At 36.5% G+C, this 21,293-nt stretch carries 23 protein-coding genes and 1 tRNA gene; 17 read left to right on the forward strand and 7 right to left on the reverse strand.

Going from position 1 to position 21,293, the window contains the following annotated elements; all coding sequences use genetic code 11:
• Nucleotides 1-74: 74 nt before the first annotated feature.
• Nucleotides 75-152: transfer RNA gene (locus tag M0Q17_RS03250), tRNA-Pro, on the reverse strand.
• Nucleotides 153-299: 147 nt separating this feature from the next.
• Here M0Q17_RS03250 and M0Q17_RS03255 point away from each other — a divergent pair.
• The 3 genes from M0Q17_RS03255 (at nt 300) to M0Q17_RS03265 (ending at nt 3,574) form a co-directional block, all read left to right on the forward strand.
• Nucleotides 300-1,640: a sodium-dependent transporter gene (locus M0Q17_RS03255; protein ID WP_295083238.1), complete on the forward strand. Its 1,341-nt coding sequence runs from the start codon at nt 300-302 to the stop codon at nt 1,638-1,640.
• Nucleotides 1,640-1,918, forward strand: a complete 279-nt coding sequence (locus tag M0Q17_RS03260) for a hypothetical protein (protein ID WP_295083240.1) — start codon at nt 1,640-1,642, stop codon at nt 1,916-1,918. Before M0Q17_RS03255 ends, M0Q17_RS03260 begins: the two co-directional genes overlap by 1 nt.
• 81 nt (nt 1,919-1,999) lie before the next feature.
• A complete protein-coding gene (locus M0Q17_RS03265; protein ID WP_295083242.1) occupies nt 2,000-3,574 on the forward strand; it encodes a diguanylate cyclase in 1,575 nt (524 codons plus the stop codon).
• A gap of 37 nt (nt 3,575-3,611) precedes the next feature.
• Here the strand turns inward: M0Q17_RS03265 and M0Q17_RS03270 are convergent, their stop codons facing one another.
• Genes M0Q17_RS03270 through M0Q17_RS03280 form a run of 3 tightly spaced genes read right to left on the reverse strand, consistent with a single transcriptional unit; the run spans nt 3,612 to nt 6,501 of the window.
• Nucleotides 3,612-4,391 carry a thiazole synthase gene (locus M0Q17_RS03270; RefSeq protein WP_295083244.1) on the reverse strand — a complete coding sequence of 260 codons (780 nt, stop codon included), beginning with the start codon at nt 4,389-4,391 and terminating at the stop codon, nt 3,612-3,614.
• An 8-nt stretch (nt 4,392-4,399) separates the two neighbouring features.
• Nucleotides 4,400-5,764, reverse strand: a complete 1,365-nt coding sequence (locus tag M0Q17_RS03275; RefSeq protein WP_295083246.1) for an NAD(P)H-hydrate dehydratase — start codon at nt 5,762-5,764, stop codon at nt 4,400-4,402.
• Between the two features lie 2 nt (nt 5,765-5,766).
• Nucleotides 5,767-6,501, reverse strand: coding sequence for an ATP-binding protein (locus M0Q17_RS03280; RefSeq protein ID WP_295083248.1), 735 nt, complete (start codon nt 6,499-6,501; stop codon nt 5,767-5,769).
• A gap of 171 nt (nt 6,502-6,672) precedes the next feature.
• On the opposite strand from M0Q17_RS03280, the gene M0Q17_RS03285 reads away from it, so the two are divergent.
• From M0Q17_RS03285 to M0Q17_RS03315, 7 genes are read left to right on the forward strand one after another with little or no spacing between them, the layout of a single operon-like run.
• Nucleotides 6,673-7,692: a cytochrome-c peroxidase gene (locus M0Q17_RS03285; RefSeq protein WP_295083250.1), complete on the forward strand. Its 1,020-nt coding sequence runs from the start codon at nt 6,673-6,675 to the stop codon at nt 7,690-7,692.
• Between the two features lie 52 nt (nt 7,693-7,744).
• Entirely contained in the window at nt 7,745-8,707 is a 963-nt protein-coding gene (locus M0Q17_RS03290) for a KpsF/GutQ family sugar-phosphate isomerase (protein ID WP_295083251.1), read from the forward strand.
• Nucleotides 8,704-9,648: a pseudouridine synthase gene (locus M0Q17_RS03295; RefSeq protein WP_295083252.1), complete on the forward strand. Its 945-nt coding sequence runs from the start codon at nt 8,704-8,706 to the stop codon at nt 9,646-9,648. The genes M0Q17_RS03290 and M0Q17_RS03295 overlap by 4 nt, the downstream gene beginning before the upstream one ends.
• 2 nt (nt 9,649-9,650) lie before the next feature.
• On the forward strand, nt 9,651-10,835 hold the full coding sequence (locus tag M0Q17_RS03300) for a replication-associated recombination protein A (RefSeq protein WP_295083254.1): 1,185 nt from the start codon (nt 9,651-9,653) through the stop codon (nt 10,833-10,835).
• A gap of 54 nt (nt 10,836-10,889) precedes the next feature.
• On the forward strand, nt 10,890-11,177 hold the full coding sequence (locus M0Q17_RS03305; RefSeq protein WP_295083257.1) for a hypothetical protein: 288 nt from the start codon (nt 10,890-10,892) through the stop codon (nt 11,175-11,177).
• A gap of 1 nt (nt 11,178) precedes the next feature.
• Nucleotides 11,179-13,155, forward strand: a complete 1,977-nt coding sequence (locus M0Q17_RS03310) for a methyl-accepting chemotaxis protein (protein ID WP_295083259.1) — start codon at nt 11,179-11,181, stop codon at nt 13,153-13,155.
• A complete protein-coding gene (locus M0Q17_RS03315; protein ID WP_295083261.1) occupies nt 13,155-14,846 on the forward strand; it encodes a fused response regulator/phosphatase in 1,692 nt (563 codons plus the stop codon). The genes M0Q17_RS03310 and M0Q17_RS03315 overlap by 1 nt, the downstream gene beginning before the upstream one ends.
• 22 nt (nt 14,847-14,868) lie before the next feature.
• Here the strand turns inward: M0Q17_RS03315 and rplT are convergent, their stop codons facing one another.
• Together rplT and rpmI are read right to left on the reverse strand one after the other, a co-directional pair.
• Complete coding sequence (gene rplT / locus M0Q17_RS03320) at nt 14,869-15,228, reverse strand: 50S ribosomal protein L20 (RefSeq protein WP_295083263.1); 360 nt, start codon at nt 15,226-15,228, stop codon at nt 14,869-14,871.
• 117 nt (nt 15,229-15,345) lie between these two features.
• Nucleotides 15,346-15,537, reverse strand: a complete 192-nt coding sequence (rpmI, locus tag M0Q17_RS03325) for a 50S ribosomal protein L35 (protein WP_295083265.1) — start codon at nt 15,535-15,537, stop codon at nt 15,346-15,348.
• 93 nt (nt 15,538-15,630) lie between these two features.
• Here rpmI and M0Q17_RS03330 point away from each other — a divergent pair, with 93 nt between their 5' ends.
• Nucleotides 15,631-15,858 (forward strand): hypothetical protein, encoded by a 228-nt coding sequence (locus tag M0Q17_RS03330; protein WP_295083267.1) that lies wholly within the window; start codon nt 15,631-15,633, stop codon nt 15,856-15,858.
• Nucleotides 15,859-15,909: 51 nt separating this feature from the next.
• Here the strand turns inward: M0Q17_RS03330 and M0Q17_RS03335 are convergent, their stop codons facing one another.
• Nucleotides 15,910-16,293 (reverse strand): hypothetical protein, encoded by a 384-nt coding sequence (locus tag M0Q17_RS03335; protein WP_295083269.1) that lies wholly within the window; start codon nt 16,291-16,293, stop codon nt 15,910-15,912.
• 116 nt (nt 16,294-16,409) lie between these two features.
• Between M0Q17_RS03335 and M0Q17_RS03340 the strand changes: the two genes are divergently transcribed.
• From M0Q17_RS03340 to M0Q17_RS03365, 6 genes are all read left to right on the forward strand, one after another.
• Complete coding sequence (locus tag M0Q17_RS03340; RefSeq protein WP_295083271.1) at nt 16,410-16,604, forward strand: hypothetical protein; 195 nt, start codon at nt 16,410-16,412, stop codon at nt 16,602-16,604.
• Between the two features lie 223 nt (nt 16,605-16,827).
• Nucleotides 16,828-17,136 (forward strand): hypothetical protein, encoded by a 309-nt coding sequence (locus M0Q17_RS03345; protein ID WP_295083273.1) that lies wholly within the window; start codon nt 16,828-16,830, stop codon nt 17,134-17,136.
• Between the two features lie 39 nt (nt 17,137-17,175).
• Nucleotides 17,176-17,862 carry a c-type cytochrome gene (locus M0Q17_RS03350; protein ID WP_295083275.1) on the forward strand — a complete coding sequence of 229 codons (687 nt, stop codon included), beginning with the start codon at nt 17,176-17,178 and terminating at the stop codon, nt 17,860-17,862.
• The gene (locus tag M0Q17_RS03355) at nt 17,852-19,276 is read left to right on the forward strand and encodes a cbb3-type cytochrome c oxidase subunit I (RefSeq protein ID WP_295083277.1); all 1,425 of its coding nucleotides are present in this window, start codon (nt 17,852-17,854) and stop codon (nt 19,274-19,276) included. Before M0Q17_RS03350 ends, M0Q17_RS03355 begins: the two co-directional genes overlap by 11 nt.
• A gap of 12 nt (nt 19,277-19,288) precedes the next feature.
• Nucleotides 19,289-19,450, forward strand: coding sequence for a hypothetical protein (locus M0Q17_RS03360; RefSeq protein WP_295083279.1), 162 nt, complete (start codon nt 19,289-19,291; stop codon nt 19,448-19,450).
• Nucleotides 19,451-19,515: 65 nt separating this feature from the next.
• Nucleotides 19,516-21,156, forward strand: coding sequence for a nitrite reductase (locus M0Q17_RS03365; protein ID WP_295083281.1), 1,641 nt, complete (start codon nt 19,516-19,518; stop codon nt 21,154-21,156).
• The last annotated feature ends 137 nt before the right edge of the window (nt 21,157-21,293 follow it).

Consider the following 21,293-nt stretch of genomic DNA (forward strand, 5'->3'; position numbering starts at 1 on the left):
CGCGACCCCCGGCACCACAAACCAGTGCTCTAACCAGCTGAGCTAATCTCACCATAATTTTTTAAATATAAAAGTGGTCGGGGTGAAAGGACTCGAACCTTCGGCCCCCTGGTCCCAAACCAGGTACTCTAACCATACTGAGCTACACCCCGACTTCTTCCATTAAAACAGTCTTTACAGCTGATTAAGGAGGCGAAATTATAGTCAATAACTTTTAAAATGTCAATGCTTTTTCTTTATTTCTTTTATATAATTATTTTTTTTAGTATAATTGCCTGCTTTTAAAGGGTTTTTAACATATGAAAATAGCAAGATTTAGTAGGTTAGGGTTTATTTTAGCGGCTTCTGGAAGTGCTGTTGGACTTGGAAATATTTGGAAGTTTCCATATATTACAGGTGAAAATGGCGGTGGGGCATTTGTTCTTATATACTTAGTAACCGTTTTACTCATTGGTTTTTCTATACTTATAGCTGAGATGCTCATTGGGTATGTGGGAAGAAAAGATGGGGTAAGCTGTTTTGAGTCTCTTGCACCAAAACATAAAAACATCTGGAAATTTGCTGGTTTTCAAAGTGTGACTGGGCTTTTTATCATGACTTTCTACTCCGTAGTTATCGGCTGGATACTTAACTATATCGTAACTTCTACAACCGCGCTTCCAGCATCCATACAAGAGGCTGAAACCACATTTACAACTATGCTTAGCTCAGATATTTTAACTCAACTCTTTTATCATACTTTAACATTTTTACTCATCACTTACATTCTCACAAAAGGCATCAAAGGTGGTATTCAAAGGCTAAATTTTATACTGATGCCAATACTAATTATTATCCTCCTCGGAATGTCTGCTTACGCCCTCACGCTTGATGCTTTCTCACAATCTTTAGAGTTTATGTTTGCTCCAAAATGGGAGAAAATAAACTCTGGAGTATTTATCACAGCTATCGGTCATGCTTTTTTTACGCTCTCTCTTGGCATGGGAGCTATCCTTACCTACTCCGCCTCTATGCCAAAAAACTCAAACCTTGTTCAAAGTGCTATTTGGATAACATTGCTAGATACTGTTATAGCAATAGTTGCAGGCTTGATGCTATTTACATTTTTATATGAGTATGGCTCAAGTCCTGCTAAGGGTCCGGGCTTGGTCTTTATCTCTTTGCCTACTGTTTTTTATGAGATGGGCATTATTGGTAATTTTTTTGCAGTTTTATTTTTTATAGCTCTTGCTTTTGCAGGTTTGACATCTGCCGTCTCTTTAGTAGAGCCTATGATAGAATACTTTATAGATAGGTTTAAGTGGAGCAGATTAAAAGCTTCTGTATCCATGGGATTGTTTTTTTATCTCTTTGGTATAGTCGCTCTTTTGTCGAATGCTGACGCTTATAAAGAGTTTCTTACCTTTGGAAGTAGAAACTTTTTTGACTGGATGGATTATATAACTGCTTCTATCATGCTACCTCTTGCCGGGCTTGTTATGGCTCTTTTTATTGGTTATAGTGTAGAGAAACAGAGGGTAGAGTCTCTTCTTAAGGCTCAGTTTGGGGCTATTGCATTTCAAGTTTGGTACTTTTCACTTCGTTATATTACACCTGTTGCTATGATACTACTTGTACTTTCTTTACTGGAGATTATTTAATGAAAAACGACCTTGAGCAAGAATGCAAACAGATTCTTATAGATGAGGGGATAGCTGAATCTTCCACCATAGACTTTGAAGTAAACAAGAAAGTTCACACTCTTACATTTGCTTACATTATAGAGACATTCATGAGTGCATCTGAAGAGTCCAGAGTTGTGTTTTATGAAGCTCTTAAAAAATCAGTAGATGCAAAAGATATGGGCGTAGATAGATTTTTCGAGGGAATGGGGCAACTTTTACTTATGACTCATCTGTCTAAAAAGATTGGGCTTTAAGAAGAAATAACTTAACTATTTGTTATAATCTAACTAATGCTTAAATTTAACAAATATATATTACTCGGTACTGTTTTTATAGTGTCGGTATTCATTTCCTTTTATTTTATAGATGTTTTTAGTAAAAAAAACATTGACCTTCAAAAACAGATTCTTATAAAACAAGCTCAAACACATTTTAAAGACCAACTAAACACTAGAGTGTGGAATGCAAGCTATGGTGGAATTTATGCGATACCCAAAGAGGGTCAAAAACCAAATCCATATCTAAGAGACAATATTTTAAAAGTTGATGAAAACCTCACACTTATAAAGATAAATCCTGCATGGATGTCTAGACAGCTATCTGAAATCTCCAACATAGATGGTTTTCGTTTTCGTATAACAAGCCTTAAGCTTATCAACCCAGATAACAAAGCCACTCCTTTTGAAGAGAGAGCACTCAAGTATTTTGAAAAAACAGATGAAAAAGAGTATTATGAAATAAGTAAAGACTCTAATTTTAACTACATGGGAGCACTCCTTACAACTAACTACTGTCTTCCTTGTCATAAACAGCAAGGCTATTCACTCGGTGATGTTAGAGGCGGAATAAGTGTTAGTTTAGACTCTAGAGAGTATTTTGAAGTTACTTCGTCTATAAAAACTAGAGTAATTTTATTAAAAGTGTTTGTAGTTATTTTCTTGTTTAGTATATTTTTACTCATCTTTAAGCAACTAAGATATAACCAACAACTTCAAGCTGAAGTAACACATAGAACAAAAGAGATAGAATCTACCAAACAACTCTTGCAAGAGATTATTGATACAGACGCTAGTTTTATAGTGCTTGCAGATGACAAAGGTGTCATATATGCTAACAAGACTATACTTAATTTTACCGGCTACCACTCTATAGAAGAGTTTAAAAAGAACTACGAACATATGTCTGATGTGTTTGAAAAAGTAGAAGATAACAGCAACTTCATTCAAACATATAATGATGGCATCAACTGGATAGAGTACCTTATAAAAGAGCAAGATGCTAAAAAATTAAAAGTTTGCATAAAAAAAGATGCTAAATATAGATATTTTAAACCTTATGCAAAAGAGATAAAAACAGATGATAAAGTGCTCTATCTGATAACATTTGATGAAATTACTAACGAGTATATAAAAATAAAAGAGCTAGAGCATATGGCTTCTACAGACGCTTTAACAAATCTCTTTAACAGAAATAAACTAAATGATGTTTTAAAGAAATCAATAGCACTTTCACGTACTATCTCAGCACCTCTGTGTATAATATTTTTAGATATAGATCACTTTAAAAAGGTAAATGACACCTATGGTCATGATGTTGGGGATAAAGTGCTTATAAATATAGCAAATATCATAACTTCGACTATTCGCTCAGGAGATATAGCTTCTAGATGGGGCGGAGAGGAGTTTATGATTATACTACAAGCAACATCTGCTGTTCACGCTTCTATGCTTGGGGAAAAACTAAGGGTTAGCGTAGAAGAGCATGTTTTTGAAACTGTTGGCAAGGTTACTGTATCTCTTGGAATTACAGAGTATATAAACGGTGAGAGTGAAGAGGCATTTGTAAAGAGAGTTGATGAAGCGCTCTACGAAGCTAAAGGAACAGGTAGAAACAAAATCATTGTTAAGTAAGGCTATCTTACTAAAGGAATATTCCTTTAGTAAGTTATTAAAACTGTATCATTCCATCTATTGGGCTTGATGCTGTCGCGTATGGTCTTTTTGGAATCCTACCAGAGAGATACGACATGCGGCCAGCGATGATGGCATGCTTCATAGCCTCAGCCATCATCATCGGATTTTGCGCCTGAGCTATAGCGGTGTTTGTCAAAACTCCATCAGCTCCTAACTCCATGGCATAAGCAGCATCGCTTGCGCACCCTATCCCTGCATCCACGATTACGGGGACACTTACTGCTTCACGAATAAAGACAATATTGTAAGGATTTTGAATTCCCAAACCGCTCCCAATTGGCGCTGCAAGAGGCATGATGGCATGAGCACCTGCATCTTCGAGTCTTTTTGCCATGATAGGGTCATCTGAAGTATATGCCATAATGGTAAAACCCTCTTTTGAGAGTATTTCACATGCTTTGATAGTCTCTAAAACATCTGGGTAGAGAGTTTTTTGAGTATCCCCGATAACCTCAAGTTTAATCAAATCAATCCCAGTTGCCTCACGAGTAAGTCTAAAAGTGGTAATCGCTTCTTCGGCTGTTACACATCCTGCGGAGTTTGGCAAAAACTTAACGTTTGTGCCTTTAAATGTATCACGAAGATTCTCTTTTTGAGGGTCCGTAATATTTAGGCGGCGGACAGCAACCGTAATAAGCTCACTCCCACTTGCAAGCGTTGCCTCTTTTGTTGTTTGAAAATCTTTATATTTACCGCTTCCGACAATCAAACGGCTGCCTAGTTCATAATTTCCTATTTTTAATATATCTTTCATTTGTCTTCCTATAGTTTACTTATTTCATTGATAAGATCATCAGGCGTGAGCGAAAAATCAGCTCCGCTAAAATTCTGTGCTAGTTTAGCATGTGTTAGTGAAGCGTTGATTGCAGCTTCAAGTGTGCTATATCCTTGTGCCAAAAGAGCCCCGATAAGGCCGCTTAGAACATCTCCACTGCCGCCTTTTGCTAGAGACGGCGTTCCATGTGGGTTTACATAAAATTCGTCTGCCTTGCCTATTATGACATTAGCACCTTTTAAAAGAAGTGTAACATGTGGATATTTTTCACAAAACATCTCTACATATCTAAAACGCTCTTTTTGAAGCTCTTCTACTGTTATCTCGACAATATTTGCCCTTTTTAAAAGCGATACAAACTCTTTTGCATGGGGTGTGAGAACAACCTCATCTCTTTTTAAAACCTCTAAAATAGCCCGCTTGTGAAATATATCAGCATCTGCAATCAGTGGCAGAGAGTTGTCTAAAAACTTCTCTAGCTCTATTTCGCTAAACTCTTCCCCAAGACCCATTCCTAAAGCCAAAGCCGTTGTGTTTTTAGGCACTTCGTGTGAGTACATGAGCGTATGAGGTATCTCAATTTTTTCAAATCCCACAAGCGTTACAAGTCCGCTTCCAAATCTCAAGGCACTAAGAGCGCTCATAATACTCGCTCCACACATTTGTCCTGATGCAATAGCCAAGTGCCCGTAAGAGCCCTTATGAGAATCTTTTTTTGCTCTATTTGGAAGTTTTAAATCTTGCAAATCAAGTAGCTTGCAGTTACTCTTACTTTCGTAAACTTCTCTGCTGATTCCAAGGTTTATAACTCTTATCTCGCCGAGAACATCCTTTGCCATGTCCAAAAACATGCTTTTTTTCAAAGCTCCCATAGTCAACGTCACATCTGCCATGAACTTATATCCTGATGAGACATCGCAGGCGATTTTAAAAGCCTCTAAAGTGTTCATCTGCTCAATTATCTCCGCCAGAGCTTCATTGAATTCGCCGCTAAATCCCGTTCCGACAATAGCATCTACCAAAACATCACACTTTTGAAGCTTTTCGCACTCTTTTACGCCTATGCTAATAGCCCGTTTTTGCTGTAGGAGCGCCATTTTGGAGGTGGGTTTTTTCGCATAAAAAATTGAGGCATCATACTCTTTATGCAGAAGCCTCGCCAAAGCGATTCCGTCAGCTCCATTATTGCCGCTTCCACAAACTATGATGACTTTTGCATTTGTGTTAAAATTGTTGCGGATATACTCAGCCATACCCTCTGCGGCATGCTCCATCAAAATATCTTCGCTTAGAAAAAACTCCTCGTAGCATCTCTTATCTAAAGATGCTACCTCGTTAAAAAGTTTTTGCATCTCTACTCATCAATAACATACTCGTCTATCTCTACGATGTTGCTTTTTATATCGTTAAACAAGAGAGTGTGATAGTTTGTTCTGTACTGATAAAAAAATCTGTTTTTTGGAAGTTTTTTCAAATTTGCCGTATTAAAATACTCGAAATTTGCGCATCTGCCAAGATACAAAAATGTAAAGAGCAGTTTTATCTGTGGATTTTCAAATGTGCTATGCGGTTGAGCTAGAAAAGTAAGTCCATATTTTTTCAGATTTAAAAAGTTTAGCATGTAGAGCAAAAAGTCTTCAAATTTTGTATAAAATCCGTTTAAATTTTCAATATCATGGAAAAAATAGTAATAGTTTTCTAACAATCCCGCTATCTGTAGCGTCTCCGTCAATTTACTTTTTATATCTCTTTTGTTTGAAAAATATGCAGGGTCAACAGCCATGTAGATATGTTTTCTCTCATCAATAAGCTTGTTAAACTTCTTTAAAAACTCTTCACTCTCATCAAATTTTATGTAGTTAAAGTGCTCATCTTTGTATCTAAGTTCTATCTCATCAATATTTGAGTTGGAAAAATCAAGATAGAGTGTTGCAACTTCTTTGTCGATTATATAGTTTCGTATTTTACATGCCAGATTTGTTTTGCCCGCACCTTCATTTCCCAAAATCAGAGTATTAAAAAAGAGTACCCTCTCTTCAACTTTGAGCGCATTGATGCTACTGACATATTTTCCTAATTTATCTCTCATTTTTTCCCCTCTAAAAAGTTTGGCAATTATTATATCTTATCTCTTATAAATTAAGGCTATGCCTACTATCTTACATATTTTATTTTTATAAAGAAAATAGAACTTGCTTATAAGAAATTAAGCATAATAAATGTAAGATTTGTGACAAATTTCATATACAAGGATCCCAACATGTACACTAAGACATTATTAATAGTTGCATTAGCAGCTTCGTCACTTTTAGCTTCTGATTTACTTACAGATGTGAAGAAAGCTGGATTAAAGCCGATTCCTAATGATAAAAAAGAGCTTTTGAAGTTGACAGACAATCCAAAGAATCCCATTACTGCCCAAAAGACCGAACTTGGTAAAAAACTCTATTTTGATCCAAGACTCTCAAAAAGCGGTTTTATCAGCTGTAATAGTTGCCACAATCTCAGCGAAGGCGGAGATGATGGGATTCCTGCTGCTATAGGACATCAATGGACTGCAAATCCACACCATTTAAATTCACCTACAGTCTATAATGCCGTATTTTTCACTTCTCAATTTTGGGATGGTCGTGACCCTCATCTAGAGGCTCAAGCGCAAGGTCCAATGCAAGCTGCACCTGAGATGTCTGCAACCCCTGAGCATGTAGTGGCAACTGTTACTTCTATGCCTGAGTATGTTGCAGAATTTAAAAAAGCTTATGGCAAAGATGTAAAGATAACATTTGAAAAAATTGCTGACACAATTGCAACCTTTGAGAGAACGCTAGTTACACCCTCGGCGTATGATGACTACTTAAACGGGAATGACAAAGCTTTATCTTCTTCACAAAAAGAGGGCCTTAAAACTTTTATAGACAAAGGGTGTACTACATGCCATAACGACATCGCTCTTGGCGGTAAGATGAACGTATTTAACGTTACAGGAACATATAAGTACCAAGATGTAGGCGATTTCAAAGGTGACAAAAATGGTATGGTAAAAGTACCTACTTTAAGAAACATCACTCAAACTGCACCATACTTTCATAACGGCCAGTATTGGGAGTTAAAAGATGCAATTAAAGAGATGGGACGCATCCAACTCGGTGCAGATATAAGTGACAAAGAGGCTGCTTCAATTGAAGAGTTTCTAAAAGCACTTGAGGGCAGAAAAGCAGACGTTATACTTCCTCAACTGCCTGCATCTACTTCTAAAACTCCAAAACCGGATATTAATTAAATATCCTCCTGCTGCTGCGCAATTTATACCCAAAAAAGGGTATAATTGCATCATGAATTACAAACAAATAGCACAAGATACTTTAAATATTGAAGCCCAAACGCTCTTAAACAGCGCCCAAAAAATAGGCGATGTGTTTGATAAAGCGGTTGCAATCATTCTTGCATGCAAAGGAAAACTAATTATCACTGGTGTGGGAAAGTCAGGGCTAATAGGCGCAAAAATGGCAGCAACATTCGCTTCTACTGGAACTCCGAGTTTTTTTCTTCATCCTACAGAAGCGCTACATGGCGATTTGGGAATGATAGCAAAGGATGATGTTGTTCTTGCCATCAGCTACAGCGGCGAGAGCGAAGAGTTAAGCTCCATACTTCCACACATCAAAAGATTTGGAACTCCACTTATAGGCATGACAAGAGACAAAAATTCCACACTTGGAAGATATAGCGATTTGGTTATAGATGTCGTGGTTGAAAAAGAGGCATGTCCCCTTAATATTGCACCGACAAGCTCAACTACGCTTACTCTTGCGCTAGGTGATGCCCTTGCGGTATGTCTTATGAGAGCAAAAAACTTTAAAAAGAGTGATTTTGCCTCCTTTCATCCCGGGGGAGCTTTAGGAAAACAGCTATTTGTTAAAGTTAAAGATTTGATGAGAACAAAAGATTTGCCAATCATAACAGCCCAAACAAAACTCAAAGATGCCATTGTAAAGATTAGCGAGGGCAGACTCGGTACAGTTTTGGTTTGTGATGAATTTGACAAGCTTCTAGGACTTGTTAGTGACGGCGACATTAGAAGAGCGCTTATGGGTAAAGATTTTTCGCTTGAGGATAGTGTCTTAAAGTATGCAACACTAAATCCAAAAACAATAGATGATGAAAATATACTTGCAAGTGAAGCACTTGTGATTATAGAAGAGATGAAGATACAGCTTTTAGTTGTAACTGATAAAGAGAAAAAAGTAAATGGCGTGCTTCACATCCATACTTTGATAGAAAAAGGTATATCGTGAGATTAAACAAATACATCGCACACCACTCAAGTTACTCAAGAAGAGAGGCTGATAAAGCTATTCAAGACGGTTATGTAAGAGTTGATGGGGAGATTCAGACAAATCCTGCCACAGATGTTATAGAGGGTGAAAACATTATTTACGTTAGTGGCAAGCAGGTAAGTCCAAGAGATAAATATACTGTTATTGTTTACAACAAGCCAAAGGGCGAACTCGTAACCAAAAGCGACCCAAAAGGCAGAAGAACTATCTATGACTCACTAAGCAAAGAGTATAAACATTACGTTCCGGTAGGAAGACTTGACTATGCGTCAGAGGGCTTACTCCTTCTGACCGATGCTTCTAAAGTTGCATCAGCTCTTATGGAATCGAATTTGGAGAGAATTTATAAAATCAAAATCAAAGGCGAAGTGACCCCCGACATGGAAGATGCCATGCTAAAAGGCATGACACTAGATGATGCCTCTGCGGGTGGACACTCCCACTCTAAAGTCACAAAAATGGAGTTTAAACCTTTTATAGGGTATAAAATTCAGAAAAATCAACCAAACTACTCAATTCTTAAAGTGGCTCTTAGTGAGGGTAAAAATCGTGAGCTTAGACGCTTTTTTGCCCACTTTGGAGCAGAAATTGTAGACCTTAAAAGAATTAGTTTTGCTGAAATAGAGTTAAATAATCTCCCTGAAGCAAAAGTGAGATTTTTAAGCCGTAGCGAATACTCAGCTCTTTCAAAATTTTTAAAAGATGAGAAAAAATCAGAACTAAAAGAGTCTAGAGAACTTAGCAAAAACAGCGAAAAAAGAAGTTTTACGCAAGAGAAAAAGAGTGTTGCTAAGGATGAGAGAAAATCAGAACAAAACCCTAAAGCCAAGAAGCACTTTTCTAAAGATGAAACAAAGAAAACTCTTAAAGATAAAAAACCACTTAAAAAGAAGCGCTAAAGTTGGCTGATTTTACGCATCTTTTACGCCCTCAATCTTTTGATGAGCTAGTCGGGCAAGAGCACTTAAGCGGTAAAAATGCACCGTTGAGAATATTGTGTGAAAAAAATGCTCTGGGACACAGCTTCTTTTTTGGTCCTGCTGGATGCGGAAAAACTTCCATCGCAAGAATTATTGCCAAAAAAATGCAGCTTCCTTTTTATGAGCTTAATGCCACAAGCATCAAGATTGAGCAGTTAAGAAAAATTTTTGATACCTATAAAAACACGCTGCAAAGACCTCTGATTTTTATAGACGAAGTTCACAGATTGGCTAAAAATCAGCAAGAAGTTTTGCTACCTGTTATGGAGAACAACTCCGCCTTAATTATCGGTGCATCAACTGAGAACCCATTTTTTTCGCTTACCTCCGCAATCCGCTCCCGCTCTATGCTCTTTGAACTATACTACATAACAAACGAAGCACTAGAGGAGTTATTACAAAAAGCACTTTTAGGCGGTTCGCTCACATGTGATGCTGATGCAGTAGAGTATCTAGTAAGCAGCAGTGGCGGAGATGCAAGAGCAATGCTAAAACTACTTGAGTTTGCATCAAACATAGACTCTCACATAACGCTTAAAATCTTAAAATCTATAAGACCTAATGCTCTAAGTGCCGGAAGCAGTGAAGCGGGTGTGCATTATGACTTAACAAGTGCGCTGATTAAATCTATCAGGGGTTCGGATATGGATGCCGCTATCTACTATCTAGCTCGCTTGATTGAGGGCGGAGAGAGTGCAGATTTTATTGCAAGACGACTTGTAATTTTAGCAAGTGAAGACATTGGCAACGCAAATCCGCAAGCTCTTACGCTTGCAACCTCAGCTTTGATGAGTGTTTCAAAAATCGGTTACCCGGAAGCTAGAATTATTTTAGCACAGACAGTTATCTATCTGGCATCTTCGCCTAAATCAAATTCAGCTTACCTAGCAATAAACAAAGCGCAGAAATTAGTAAAAGAGGGTGTACTGCTTGATATCCCCAAGCACATAACGCAACACAATGAAGGGTATCTCTACCCTCACGATTTTGGAGGATATGTGAAACAACAATACCTTACAAAACAATTAAACTTAGTTAAACTAAAAGATATTGGTTATGAAAAGAAAATTAAGGATTGGTTAAGAAATATCTCTGAATTTAGTTAATTTTAACTAAAACAATTATAGACTATCGTTATAAACAAAAATGAGGTTAATTGCATGGAACTCAAAGTATCTTCGAACACTCTTGTTATCAACGGTAACATAAAGAGTATTAGCGATTTTCAAAACATAAAGCGTAGTATTGACAATATTATTATTGCACACAAGCATATCAATATAAATATTGAAGATTCTCTCTCCATCACTTCTTCAGTAATCGGTTACTTAAACAAACTGGTTTTAAAAGATAGTATTGATCTGCATATGAGTATTGGGAATGAGCAGTTGTTACGTCTTTTGGATGATTTAAATCTGGCATCAACCTTTAAAGCAAAAAGAAATTAGTATGACAATTAAATATAAATTAAACCTCATTACTATTATAGTAGTCTCTTTTGCGCTTATTATTATTGCTACTACGCTCAAAAATACGCTCACTAACAATGCAATCATCACTCAAGCGCAAGAGCTAAACAAACTCTCCCAAGAGCTAAGTCTTCTCATTCATGAGACACAAAAAGAGAGAGGTGCAAGTGCCGGCTTTATAGGCTCAAAAGGGGAACAATTTGATGATATACTACCAAAACAAAGAACAGACACCACAAAAGAGTATGTAAAATTAACAACATACATAAATACTCTTGACCTTAATGCTTTTCCAAAAGAACTCAACAGTGAAATAACGGAATTAACTTCAGATATGAATAAAATCTCACAAATTCGCTCTCAGGTTGACTCACTCTCAATCAAGCTAGGCGATGTTGTCGCATACTATACAAACATGAATAAAAAGATTTTAAACATTGTTTCCCTCACTGCAAAACTAGCAAACAAGCAAGAACTGGTAAAAGCACTTAGCTCTTACAGCAATTTTTTAAAATCAAAAGAGCGCGCTGGGATTGAAAGGGCAATTTTAAGCGGTACTTTTGCGGCAGATAAATTTGCAGAGGGCATATTTACTAAATGGATTACTATTGTTGCAGAGCAGGACGCATTTATTGATGCTTATTTATCCCTAGCTACAAAGAGTTCAAAGGCTCTTTATGAGCAAAAGATGAACTCCCCCGTTATCAGCGAAGTTAACAAAATGAGAGATATCGCAAAAACAAAGGCAAATGAAGGAAATTTTGGAGTTGAGAGCGTAAAGTGGTTCCAAACTATAACAAAAAAGATAGACCTTTTAAAAGAAGTGGATGATGAGCTAGCTAAACAAAACAGCATCCTCTTAGAGAAAGTAAAGTCTGAGCAAAACACTATTGCACTGCTAACTTTAGTCGGTTACACTCTATTTGCTATCGTAATTTTTGCAATAATTTTTATTGTCAGCAGAGGAGTAAACAGAAGTGTTCGCAGCTCTTTAGAGAAGATAGAGTGTGTATCTAGTAACTTGGATTTAACATGTGATGTTGTGGTTGAGGGTAAAGATGAAATTTCACAAATTTCAAAAGCACTTCATGTCATGATTATTGCATTTAAAGAGAGTGTGTATCAAGCAAAAGATGTCTCTGTTACAACATCAACAGAGAGCAAAAATTTAAATGGTATAGTTGACGAACTTACAAAAAACGGAAAGTTTGCCGACACAAAAATATCAGGTATCAATATTTTAGTAAGTGAAGTCGGAGAACGCCTTGATGCTATTGAAGAGGCTTCTATTACCGTTACGGAGGATCTAAACAGGACATTTAGCGTTTTAGACGGTTTTATAGAAAAACTTAATTCTGTTGTGCTTGCAATTGAAGAGGGCAATGAAAATCAGCAGGATTTAGTTCAAAAAGTCTCCTCACTTACAGATCAAGCCAAAAATATTAAAGATGTTTTAGCGATTATCTCAGACATTGCAGACCAAACAAATCTTCTTGCTCTTAATGCTGCTATCGAAGCCGCGCGTGCAGGTGAACATGGTAGAGGTTTTGCCGTTGTCGCAGACGAGGTAAGAAAGCTTGCGGAGAGAACACAAAAAAGTCTTAGTGAGATTAGTGCGAATGTAAATCTCATTACACAAAATGTTGTTGAAATATCACAAGAGACAAGCAAAACATCTCAGAACATGAACAATATAGCAGACTCAGCACAAGATCTAATCACTTCTGCACAAACGACTAAAGAGAATCTCTCAATTACAACCGACAAATCAAGTGACGTTATGTATCAAAGCACCTATATAGCGACAAAAACTAAAGAGCTCATCCAGGATATGGATGAGGTAATAGAGATTTCTCAAAAAAATACACAACATAGAAATCTCGTTGATAGTGCAGCCACAAAACTAGCTAGCGATGCAAACAGACTGCAAAATGAGTTGAGTAAATTTAAGATTTAATGAACAACGGTATTGATGACTCAATTTTAACATATATAAAGTCCTTAACTCTTCTGTGCGTTGAGGACAATAAAACTACTCAGCTTCTTTATCAGTCTGTTTTTGAAGAGTTAGTAAAGTGTGTTGTTTTCGCTGATAACGGCGAAGATGGGTATCAAAAATATAAAAGTAAAAAAATTGATCTCATTATCGTTGATTATGCTATGCCGATACTAAACGGCATCGACATGATTAAAAAAATCAGAGACAACGACAAAGAGATTCCGATTATCCTAGTCTCTGCTATACAAGATATTGATATAATAGTTCAGGCGCTTCAGCTTAATGTAAACAATTTTTTAAAAAAACCAATAATTATATCTGAAGTAATGCAGGCAGTTGAAAATGTCTCCAAGCTTCTCTTTGCCGACAACTATCTTAAGAAGCAAAGAGAAAAAAAGATAAAAGAACTTGAAAAAAAAGAGAAGTATAGCCTTTATCAGGAAGACTTAGCTTTCTCAAAAGAGCTCAATATTGTAAGAAATGATTTCTATTATCAGATGATTGATGATGGAGATATAGCTTTAATAGATTTTTTTTACAAACCACTTGATATACTCAGTGGGGATGCATATAGTGCCAGAAGAATAGATACTTTTAAAACATTTTATTTTATAGCAGATGGTATGGGCAAGGGCTTATCTGCCTCACTTAGTTCAATGATTATAACAACATTTGTAAACTACCTAATAGATAAAATGGGTAGCTCTTTTAACTTAAGAGAAATTGTTGACTCAGCAATAGATTACATAAAACCAATCCTGCTTGATGAAGAGACACTATCCTTAGATTTTATTCTCTTAGATTGCAAAAACTTCACTATGCAATATGCGAAATTTTCCATGCCCCCCTCTCTTATACACTCAAGTAAAGATAAAATCATACCCATAAAATCAAACAATCCACCTCTTAGCAAATACACAACTAATTTTCTTGTATCCACAAGAGATATATCAGGTAGTGTGAAATTTCTATTTTACAGTGACGGCGTTGTAGAAAACAGCCTAAGAGTTGGAAACGAAATTTATGCAAACTATATAAAAGATGACTTTTTGTCCTCCTTTACAAAAGATGAACTGCGAGAGAAGATTCTTTTTAGAACAGATGTGCAAGAAGATGACATGACTTTTATATTTATCAACCGATTGTCTTTGTCACAACCAAAGAAACATCTAAGAAAAAAATTTCAAAGCAGTTTAAACGCCCTTGAGGAAGCAAACGAGTGGTATGCAGATATATGGAGCACCATAACCGATGAGAGTAAACTATTATATAGTGCCGGCATAGTATTTTCAGAGCTATTTATGAATGCTTACGAGCATGGAAGCCTAGGTCTTGATGCAGAGACTAAAAACAGACTCTTAAGTGAAGATAACTACTTTATAACATTAGAAGAACTGCAAAAAAATTGTACAAAAGAGATAAGTGTTACTATCGATATAATAGAGTACAATTCAAAAAACTATGTAACTACTGTTATAACAGACGAGGGAGATGGTTTTAATACGCAAATATTAAGTAAAATTTTTCGTGATAAAAAAAACTTTAACGGACGGGGTGTTTATATATCAAGACAATCATCACTTGGGATATATTATAATTCAAAAGGAAACAGCGTGCTTTTTTTACACAAGATAGAGGGTGAAGTGTAGCAAAAGCCACACTTCATTTTACTTATTTTGCCAATGCTGCTTTTGAAGCTTCTGCAACTGCACTAAATGCCGCTGCATCATTCATAGCCATATCAGCAAGAACTTTACGGTCAAGCTCGATGCCGCTCTTGTGAATACCGTTCATAAAAGATGAATAGTTCATACCGTTAAGACGACAAGCTGCATTTATACGGATAATCCATAGTTTACGGAAATCACGTTTTTTCTGCTTGCGGTCACGAAATGAGTAGTACATTGAGCGCTCTAACTGCTCTTTTGCTTTACGGAAGTGTTTACGACGTCCGCCATAAAAACCTTTTGCAAGTTTTAATATTTTTTTGTGTCTTCTTCTACGAACAACACCTGTTTTTACTCTTGGCATATTATTTCCTTTTCTCTTTACCCAGACACTTTTGCGCGTTCAAGGTGCCACATACAAAGTGGTCTTGCCCAGCTACTATATTGCTACGCGGCTGGAGATTTAATAATCAACTAAAATTTAGTTAATCATAGCCTTAATATTTTTTTCATCAACTTTTGCAACAACTTTTGACTTGTTTTGCTTAGAACGAGTATCTGAATCTTGTTTTGTCAAAATATGGCTGCGAAACGCTGTACCACGTTTAACTGTACCATTTTTCTTAACTTTAAAACGCTTTACAGCGCCTTTTACCGATTTCATCTTTGGCATCGAAACTCCTTTGTAAAATTCTCTTAGAGTACAAAATGTACTTTGAGAGCGAGATTATACCCAAATATTTTTAATTTTTGTTATACTCACGCCATGAATTCTATTAAACATATAAATAATGCATTACAAGATTTAGACAAAGAGGTGGAGGCAATCCTCGCTGATATGAGCCTGCCTATGAATGAAAAAGATAACCGCATGCTGCCGCTACTTCAGCAAAAAAGAGTTTTAAAACAGACTTTAGATGACTTGATTTATCTAAAAGAAAATCCTCCAAAACCAAATCAAGCATGTGGAATCTCTAAACATAGAAAAGATTAATCATTAATAATCTGCACTGAAATAAAGGCAACAGATTTTATCTTACTCTTTTTAGTGAGAACTATCTTTTTTTAACTCTTTTACAATTGCAGCTCTTAGGGCTTTCATCTCACCCTTTGAAATGTCATCTTCAGGACATGAAATATGTCTTTTATCAAGTGTAATTTTTATTGATTGCATCTCTCCGTCAATAATTTTTTCACCAATAATAGCATTTGCTTTAAAAGGTGTCATTAGCCATCCTTCCTTTTTACCCGCTATTTCAATTGATTTTAACACTGATTTATAGTTGCTATCCCCAATGTAAATTGCACTCTTGCATATACTTGCATCGTCTTGAGTATGAGCACTCATTCCCGTTGATGCACCCCCACAACCAGTTGTTAATGTTAACGCTGCAACTGATGCTACAATTATAGATAAAACTTTTTTCATCTCTTCTCCTCTTTTGCTTGTGAATTTTATTGTAAAAAATTAATTATATTTAAAAAAAATTAATTAATCAATGATATAATAGCAAACTTAAATAAATAGTGAAAAGAGTTACTATAATGGTGTTTCAAGATATTGTTTTCATACTTGTTATGAGCGTTCCCATGTTAATGTTTTCAGTTTATCCGGGATTAAAACTTGGAGATTATCTTGAAGAAAAATACAACATACAAGAAAAACAAAAACGTATCGTTACCATAGCCGTAACACTTATTTTTGCGCTTACTCTCTCTTCACTTCTTCACTTTCTCTAATATCTGCTTTTGTTATCTTCATTTATTAATCATCATATAGTCAAATATTGAAATTTCAACTATGTTTCAAATTGTTACATAAATAATAAAACTAACCTTAATCTTTCTATTTAATAAAAAAATTGATGTACGTCAATAGTATTTGAACTAATTAGGACTAAACTTCTCTTGATTCTGAAAAATTTTAGCGATAGTAGGAGATAAAATGGTAAATGAAGTTTTAATGACACAGGACATTCTTGTGGAAGATTTCTTGACAATATTTATATCTTCTACTCTTGTTCTAGTATTTGGAGGATTCTATGTTGGTATATATACGGCTGTAAAAGTCAAGATGCTTAAGAAATGGACGTTGCCTTTTGGCTATCTATTTTGGATACTTACTTCCTATTGTCTCTATTTGATGGGAAGCTTGATGCATGTTAACGAACTGACGGCAAAGGCTTTAGTTGTTGCTGCTATTGGGTTGCTATTGCTTCCACATGCAGTTTACTACATGCAAGATCGTGTTCATGAAGAAAATGAACATTAACTTATATATATATTGACGCATAATTTATAGGAGGGTATAGTGGCTAAAAAATCCGTATGGAGTGATAATCGCTTCTGGCAGCGTTCAGCAGCATGGATAACAGGATTTGCATCAGTTCTTCTCATTTGGTTGACATTTGACACGACCGCTCAAATATCAATGGGTACTGATTCAGATATACAAAATGGTGTAACTAAAAGGGTTCCTGGACCTACAGTTATTAATTATAAGATTACTTATGAAATGAACAAAAAACGTCAACATGAAATTCCAGTAATTGGTGGAGCAAATGCAGACGGTACTTCATCTTTTCAAGAAAAAGAGAAATTTTTTGGTAGAGACGACTGGAGTGAAGAAGAAGCAACAGCACTACTTCACCTAGGAAAATTGGGTTCTCAGGTTAAAAACTGTATGAACTGTCATACACTTCTTGGAAACGGTGCTTATTATGCTCCGGATTTAACAAAAGCTTGGCTAGATCCTGCATGGGGACCAGAAGGATCAATGCAAGCTATGACAGGCAAAAATACAAAAGAAGAGGCGATGGCTGAGTTTTTACAAAATCCATCTCAATATCCTACGCATGAGCGTATGATGCCAAATTTAGGCATTACTGCTGAAGAGGCTAAAGGCTTAGTTGCTTTCTTGAAACATATGTCAACAATTGATACAAATGGTTTTCCAAGAAACTTCGGAAAAATACAAGGAGCAGTAAATGGCAAATAGTTATTTAAATTCAGAGTCTAAAAAACTTGCAACATGGTATTTTACTGTAGCTGCAACACTTTTTGGAGCGCAATTGCTTTTTGGTCTTGTTGCCGCTATTCAATATGTAGTTCCTAGTTTTTTATTTGAGATACTAGACTTTTCAGTTGCTAGAATGCTTCACATTAATGCACTTGTTGTATGGATGGTTTTTGCAATGTTTGGTGCTGTTTATTGGTTACTTCCTGATGAAACAGGTATTGAAACTGTAGGTATAGGTTTTGGAAAATTACTTTTCTGGATATTTACTGCTGCAATAACAGTAGTTGTTCTTGTTTATATTTTTGTTCAAGTTGGATCAGCTGATGAAATGTCAATCTGGTTTATACATGAAGGTCGTGAGTATATTGAAGCTCCTCGTTGGGCAGACTTAGGTATTACGGTTGTAGCACTTGGTTTTGTTGCTAACTTATTTATGACTGGTATGAAAGGTAATCGCTCAGGAATCGTAACTGTTCTTATGGCAGACATGATTGCATTTGCGGGTCTTTACTTAACAGGTATGTTCTTTACTGATAATATTTCAGTTGATCAGTTCTGGTGGTGGTGGGTAATTCACTTATGGGTTGAAGCTACTTGGGAAGTTTATGTTGGTGCGCTTGCAGCTTATGGTCTAATCACTATGATTGGTGCACATCGTAAAGTTGTTGAAATGTGGTTATGGATCGAAGTGTCTATGCTATTTGGTTCAGGTATCCTTGGTATGGGTCACCACTACTTTTGGATTGGTACACCTGAATACTGGTGGGAAATTGGAGCACTATTCTCTGCACTAGAGCCACTACCACTTGTCGCAATGTTTATCCACGTTCTTTATGACTGGGGTAAAACACAAGGCGAAGAGCATGCAAAAGGTCAAAATAGATCAGTCATTACAAATAAACCGGCATTTACTTGGTTTGTTATAAATGCATTTGGTAACTTCTTAGGTGCTGGTATTTGGGGATTTTTCCACACATTACCACAAGTTAACCTTTATACGCATGGAACACAATTTACATCGGCGCATGGTCACTTAGCGTTCTTTGGAGCATATGCAACTATTCTTATCGGTATGATGTATATTGCAGTTCAAGGTAAAAACGGTATCAAAGTTCTCAACCACACTAAATCTTCTATCTGGGCAACTAGTATGATTGTTGGAGGTGTTTTAGGTATGACGGTAGCGCTTACAATCGCAGGATATGTTCAAGTTCTTGTTTCACGTGCACAAATGGGTGCTACTTGGTCAGGTTACTTTGACGGTCAAGCAGGCACATGGTTTGCACAAGGTATGGATTGGAGATTGATTATGGGATTTGTTACCTTTACTGGTTTCCTATTCTTAATTAAAGATTTATTGAGTATCGGTAAAGCTACTCATCATGCACGTTAAGGAGAAAATATTATGAATGCAATGTTTGAACCATTTGTAGATGTTGTACCAAGTTTTTTTGCTACACTATCTCAAGGTCCATTAACTCTTACTATCTTTTTGCATACCATCATTGTACTTCCAATGATTTGGATTTACAGACAAGAAAAAGCTCGTCTAGAGCAAGAGGGTTAATCTAGCCATTAGTCGTGCAGGGCCTTCGGGCCCGCACATTTATCTATTTTAGAAGGAGAAATAAAATGAGATTACACAAGTTAGTTATGTCTGTTGCTGCAATGGCAGTAGTTGGTTCGGGCTTAGTTGCTGATACATCAAAGATGGATGTTGAACTGGTTTTTGAAAAAGAGTGTCAAGGGTGTCATGGTCCAAACCACGAAGGTGGTGTTGGTTCGGATCTTCGTCCTGCGATAATTGATAAGAAAAACTCTCAAGATCTTGCAGCTACTATTTTAAATGGTCGTGCAGGTACTGCGATGCCAGAATTTAAAGCTAAATTTTCTAAAGCTGATGCTGATGCAATGGTTGATTATTTACAACACTTCAAAGGCAAAAAAATCAAGCAGCTTACTCTTGAAACTGTAAAAGCTGGATGGAAAGGTCTTAACGATAGAATGACATTTTTCAAAAAATATCCACAAGCTGCAGATGTTAAGAAAAATACAGATATCTGTTTCGTAACTGAGCGTGATGCTGAGCGTGTTGCATTCGTTGATGGAACAAGCGGTAAAATTTTATCTAAGCATCCGGCTGGTTTTGCTGTTCACGTAACAGTTACAAACAAACGTCAACCTCGTTATGCTTACTCAATCTCTCGTTCAGGTTTAGTAACAATGTTCGACCTTAATACTCCGGGTCAGCAAAAAATCGCTGAGTGTCAAGTTGGTTCTGACTCTCGTGGTCTTGCTGTTTCCCCAGATGGTAAGTATCTAATGGCTGGAAACTATGTTCCAGGCGGTGCTGTACTTATGGATGCTATGACTCTTGAGCCGTTAAAAGTTTATCCTACATCAAGCGTTATTAAGCCAAACGGTGATATTGATTCATCTCGTGTAGCAGGTATTTTTGATACTCCATACGGTCCTTATATCGCATTTGCCCTTAAAGACGGTGGACATGTTTATATCGTAGATTACTCTAAGCCAAACTACCCAATCGTTGGAGATATTCCAAATATCGGCGATATTCTTCATGATGGTTTCTTAAATGAAGGTAAAGAGATTGGTCGTTACTTATTCATCGCTTCTCAAGGAAGTGACGTTGTTGGTGTTGTTGACTTTAAAACTAAATCTTTAGTTACTAAAATCTATACAGGTCCTGCATCTAAGCCACACCCAGGTCAAGGTTCTTCTTGGTTTAATGAAACTCTAGGTCAACAACTTGGAGCAACAGTTAACATGAATCTTGGTCAAGTAACTATTTGGGATGATAACTTTGATGTTATTCGTCATATTCCAACTGGTGGTGGTGGATTATTTATCGGTACGTCTGAGCATACACCTTTTCTTTGGGCAGATAACGTACTTGGCGGTCCTGAAAACTGGAATCAAGTTCACTTAATCAACAAACAAACTCTTGAGCTAGACAGAATTATTACTGTAGGTACAACAAAAGGTACTGTTATAAACCCTGTAACTCATAAAGTTCTTTATAGCTGGGATGTTCCAACTGTAAAAGATGACAAAGGCGAAGTAGTTGTTCCTAGAATTCTTCACGCTGAGCCGGCAAATCACGGTCACTGGACTATGATTTCTGAGTGGAATGCTGGTCGTATCGGTATTTATGAAGCTGAAACTGGTAAATTTGTTAAATACATCACTGGTTTAACAACTCCTACATTTACTTACTCAATCGAACACAGACAAACTATTCCTGGTGCATAATTTGCACTCTTTCTCTCTCTTTGGAGGGAGAAAATCTTTTTAATATTATTTAAGTTTTTCAACTAAAAATACTCGCAAATTATGACAACACCTGAAGCCCCTTATTACACGGCACTGTTCAAAACTAATACTTTTTG

It is taken from the genome of Sulfurimonas sp., assembly GCF_023229105.1.
Lineage (GTDB): Bacteria > Campylobacterota > Campylobacteria > Campylobacterales > Sulfurimonadaceae > Sulfurimonas.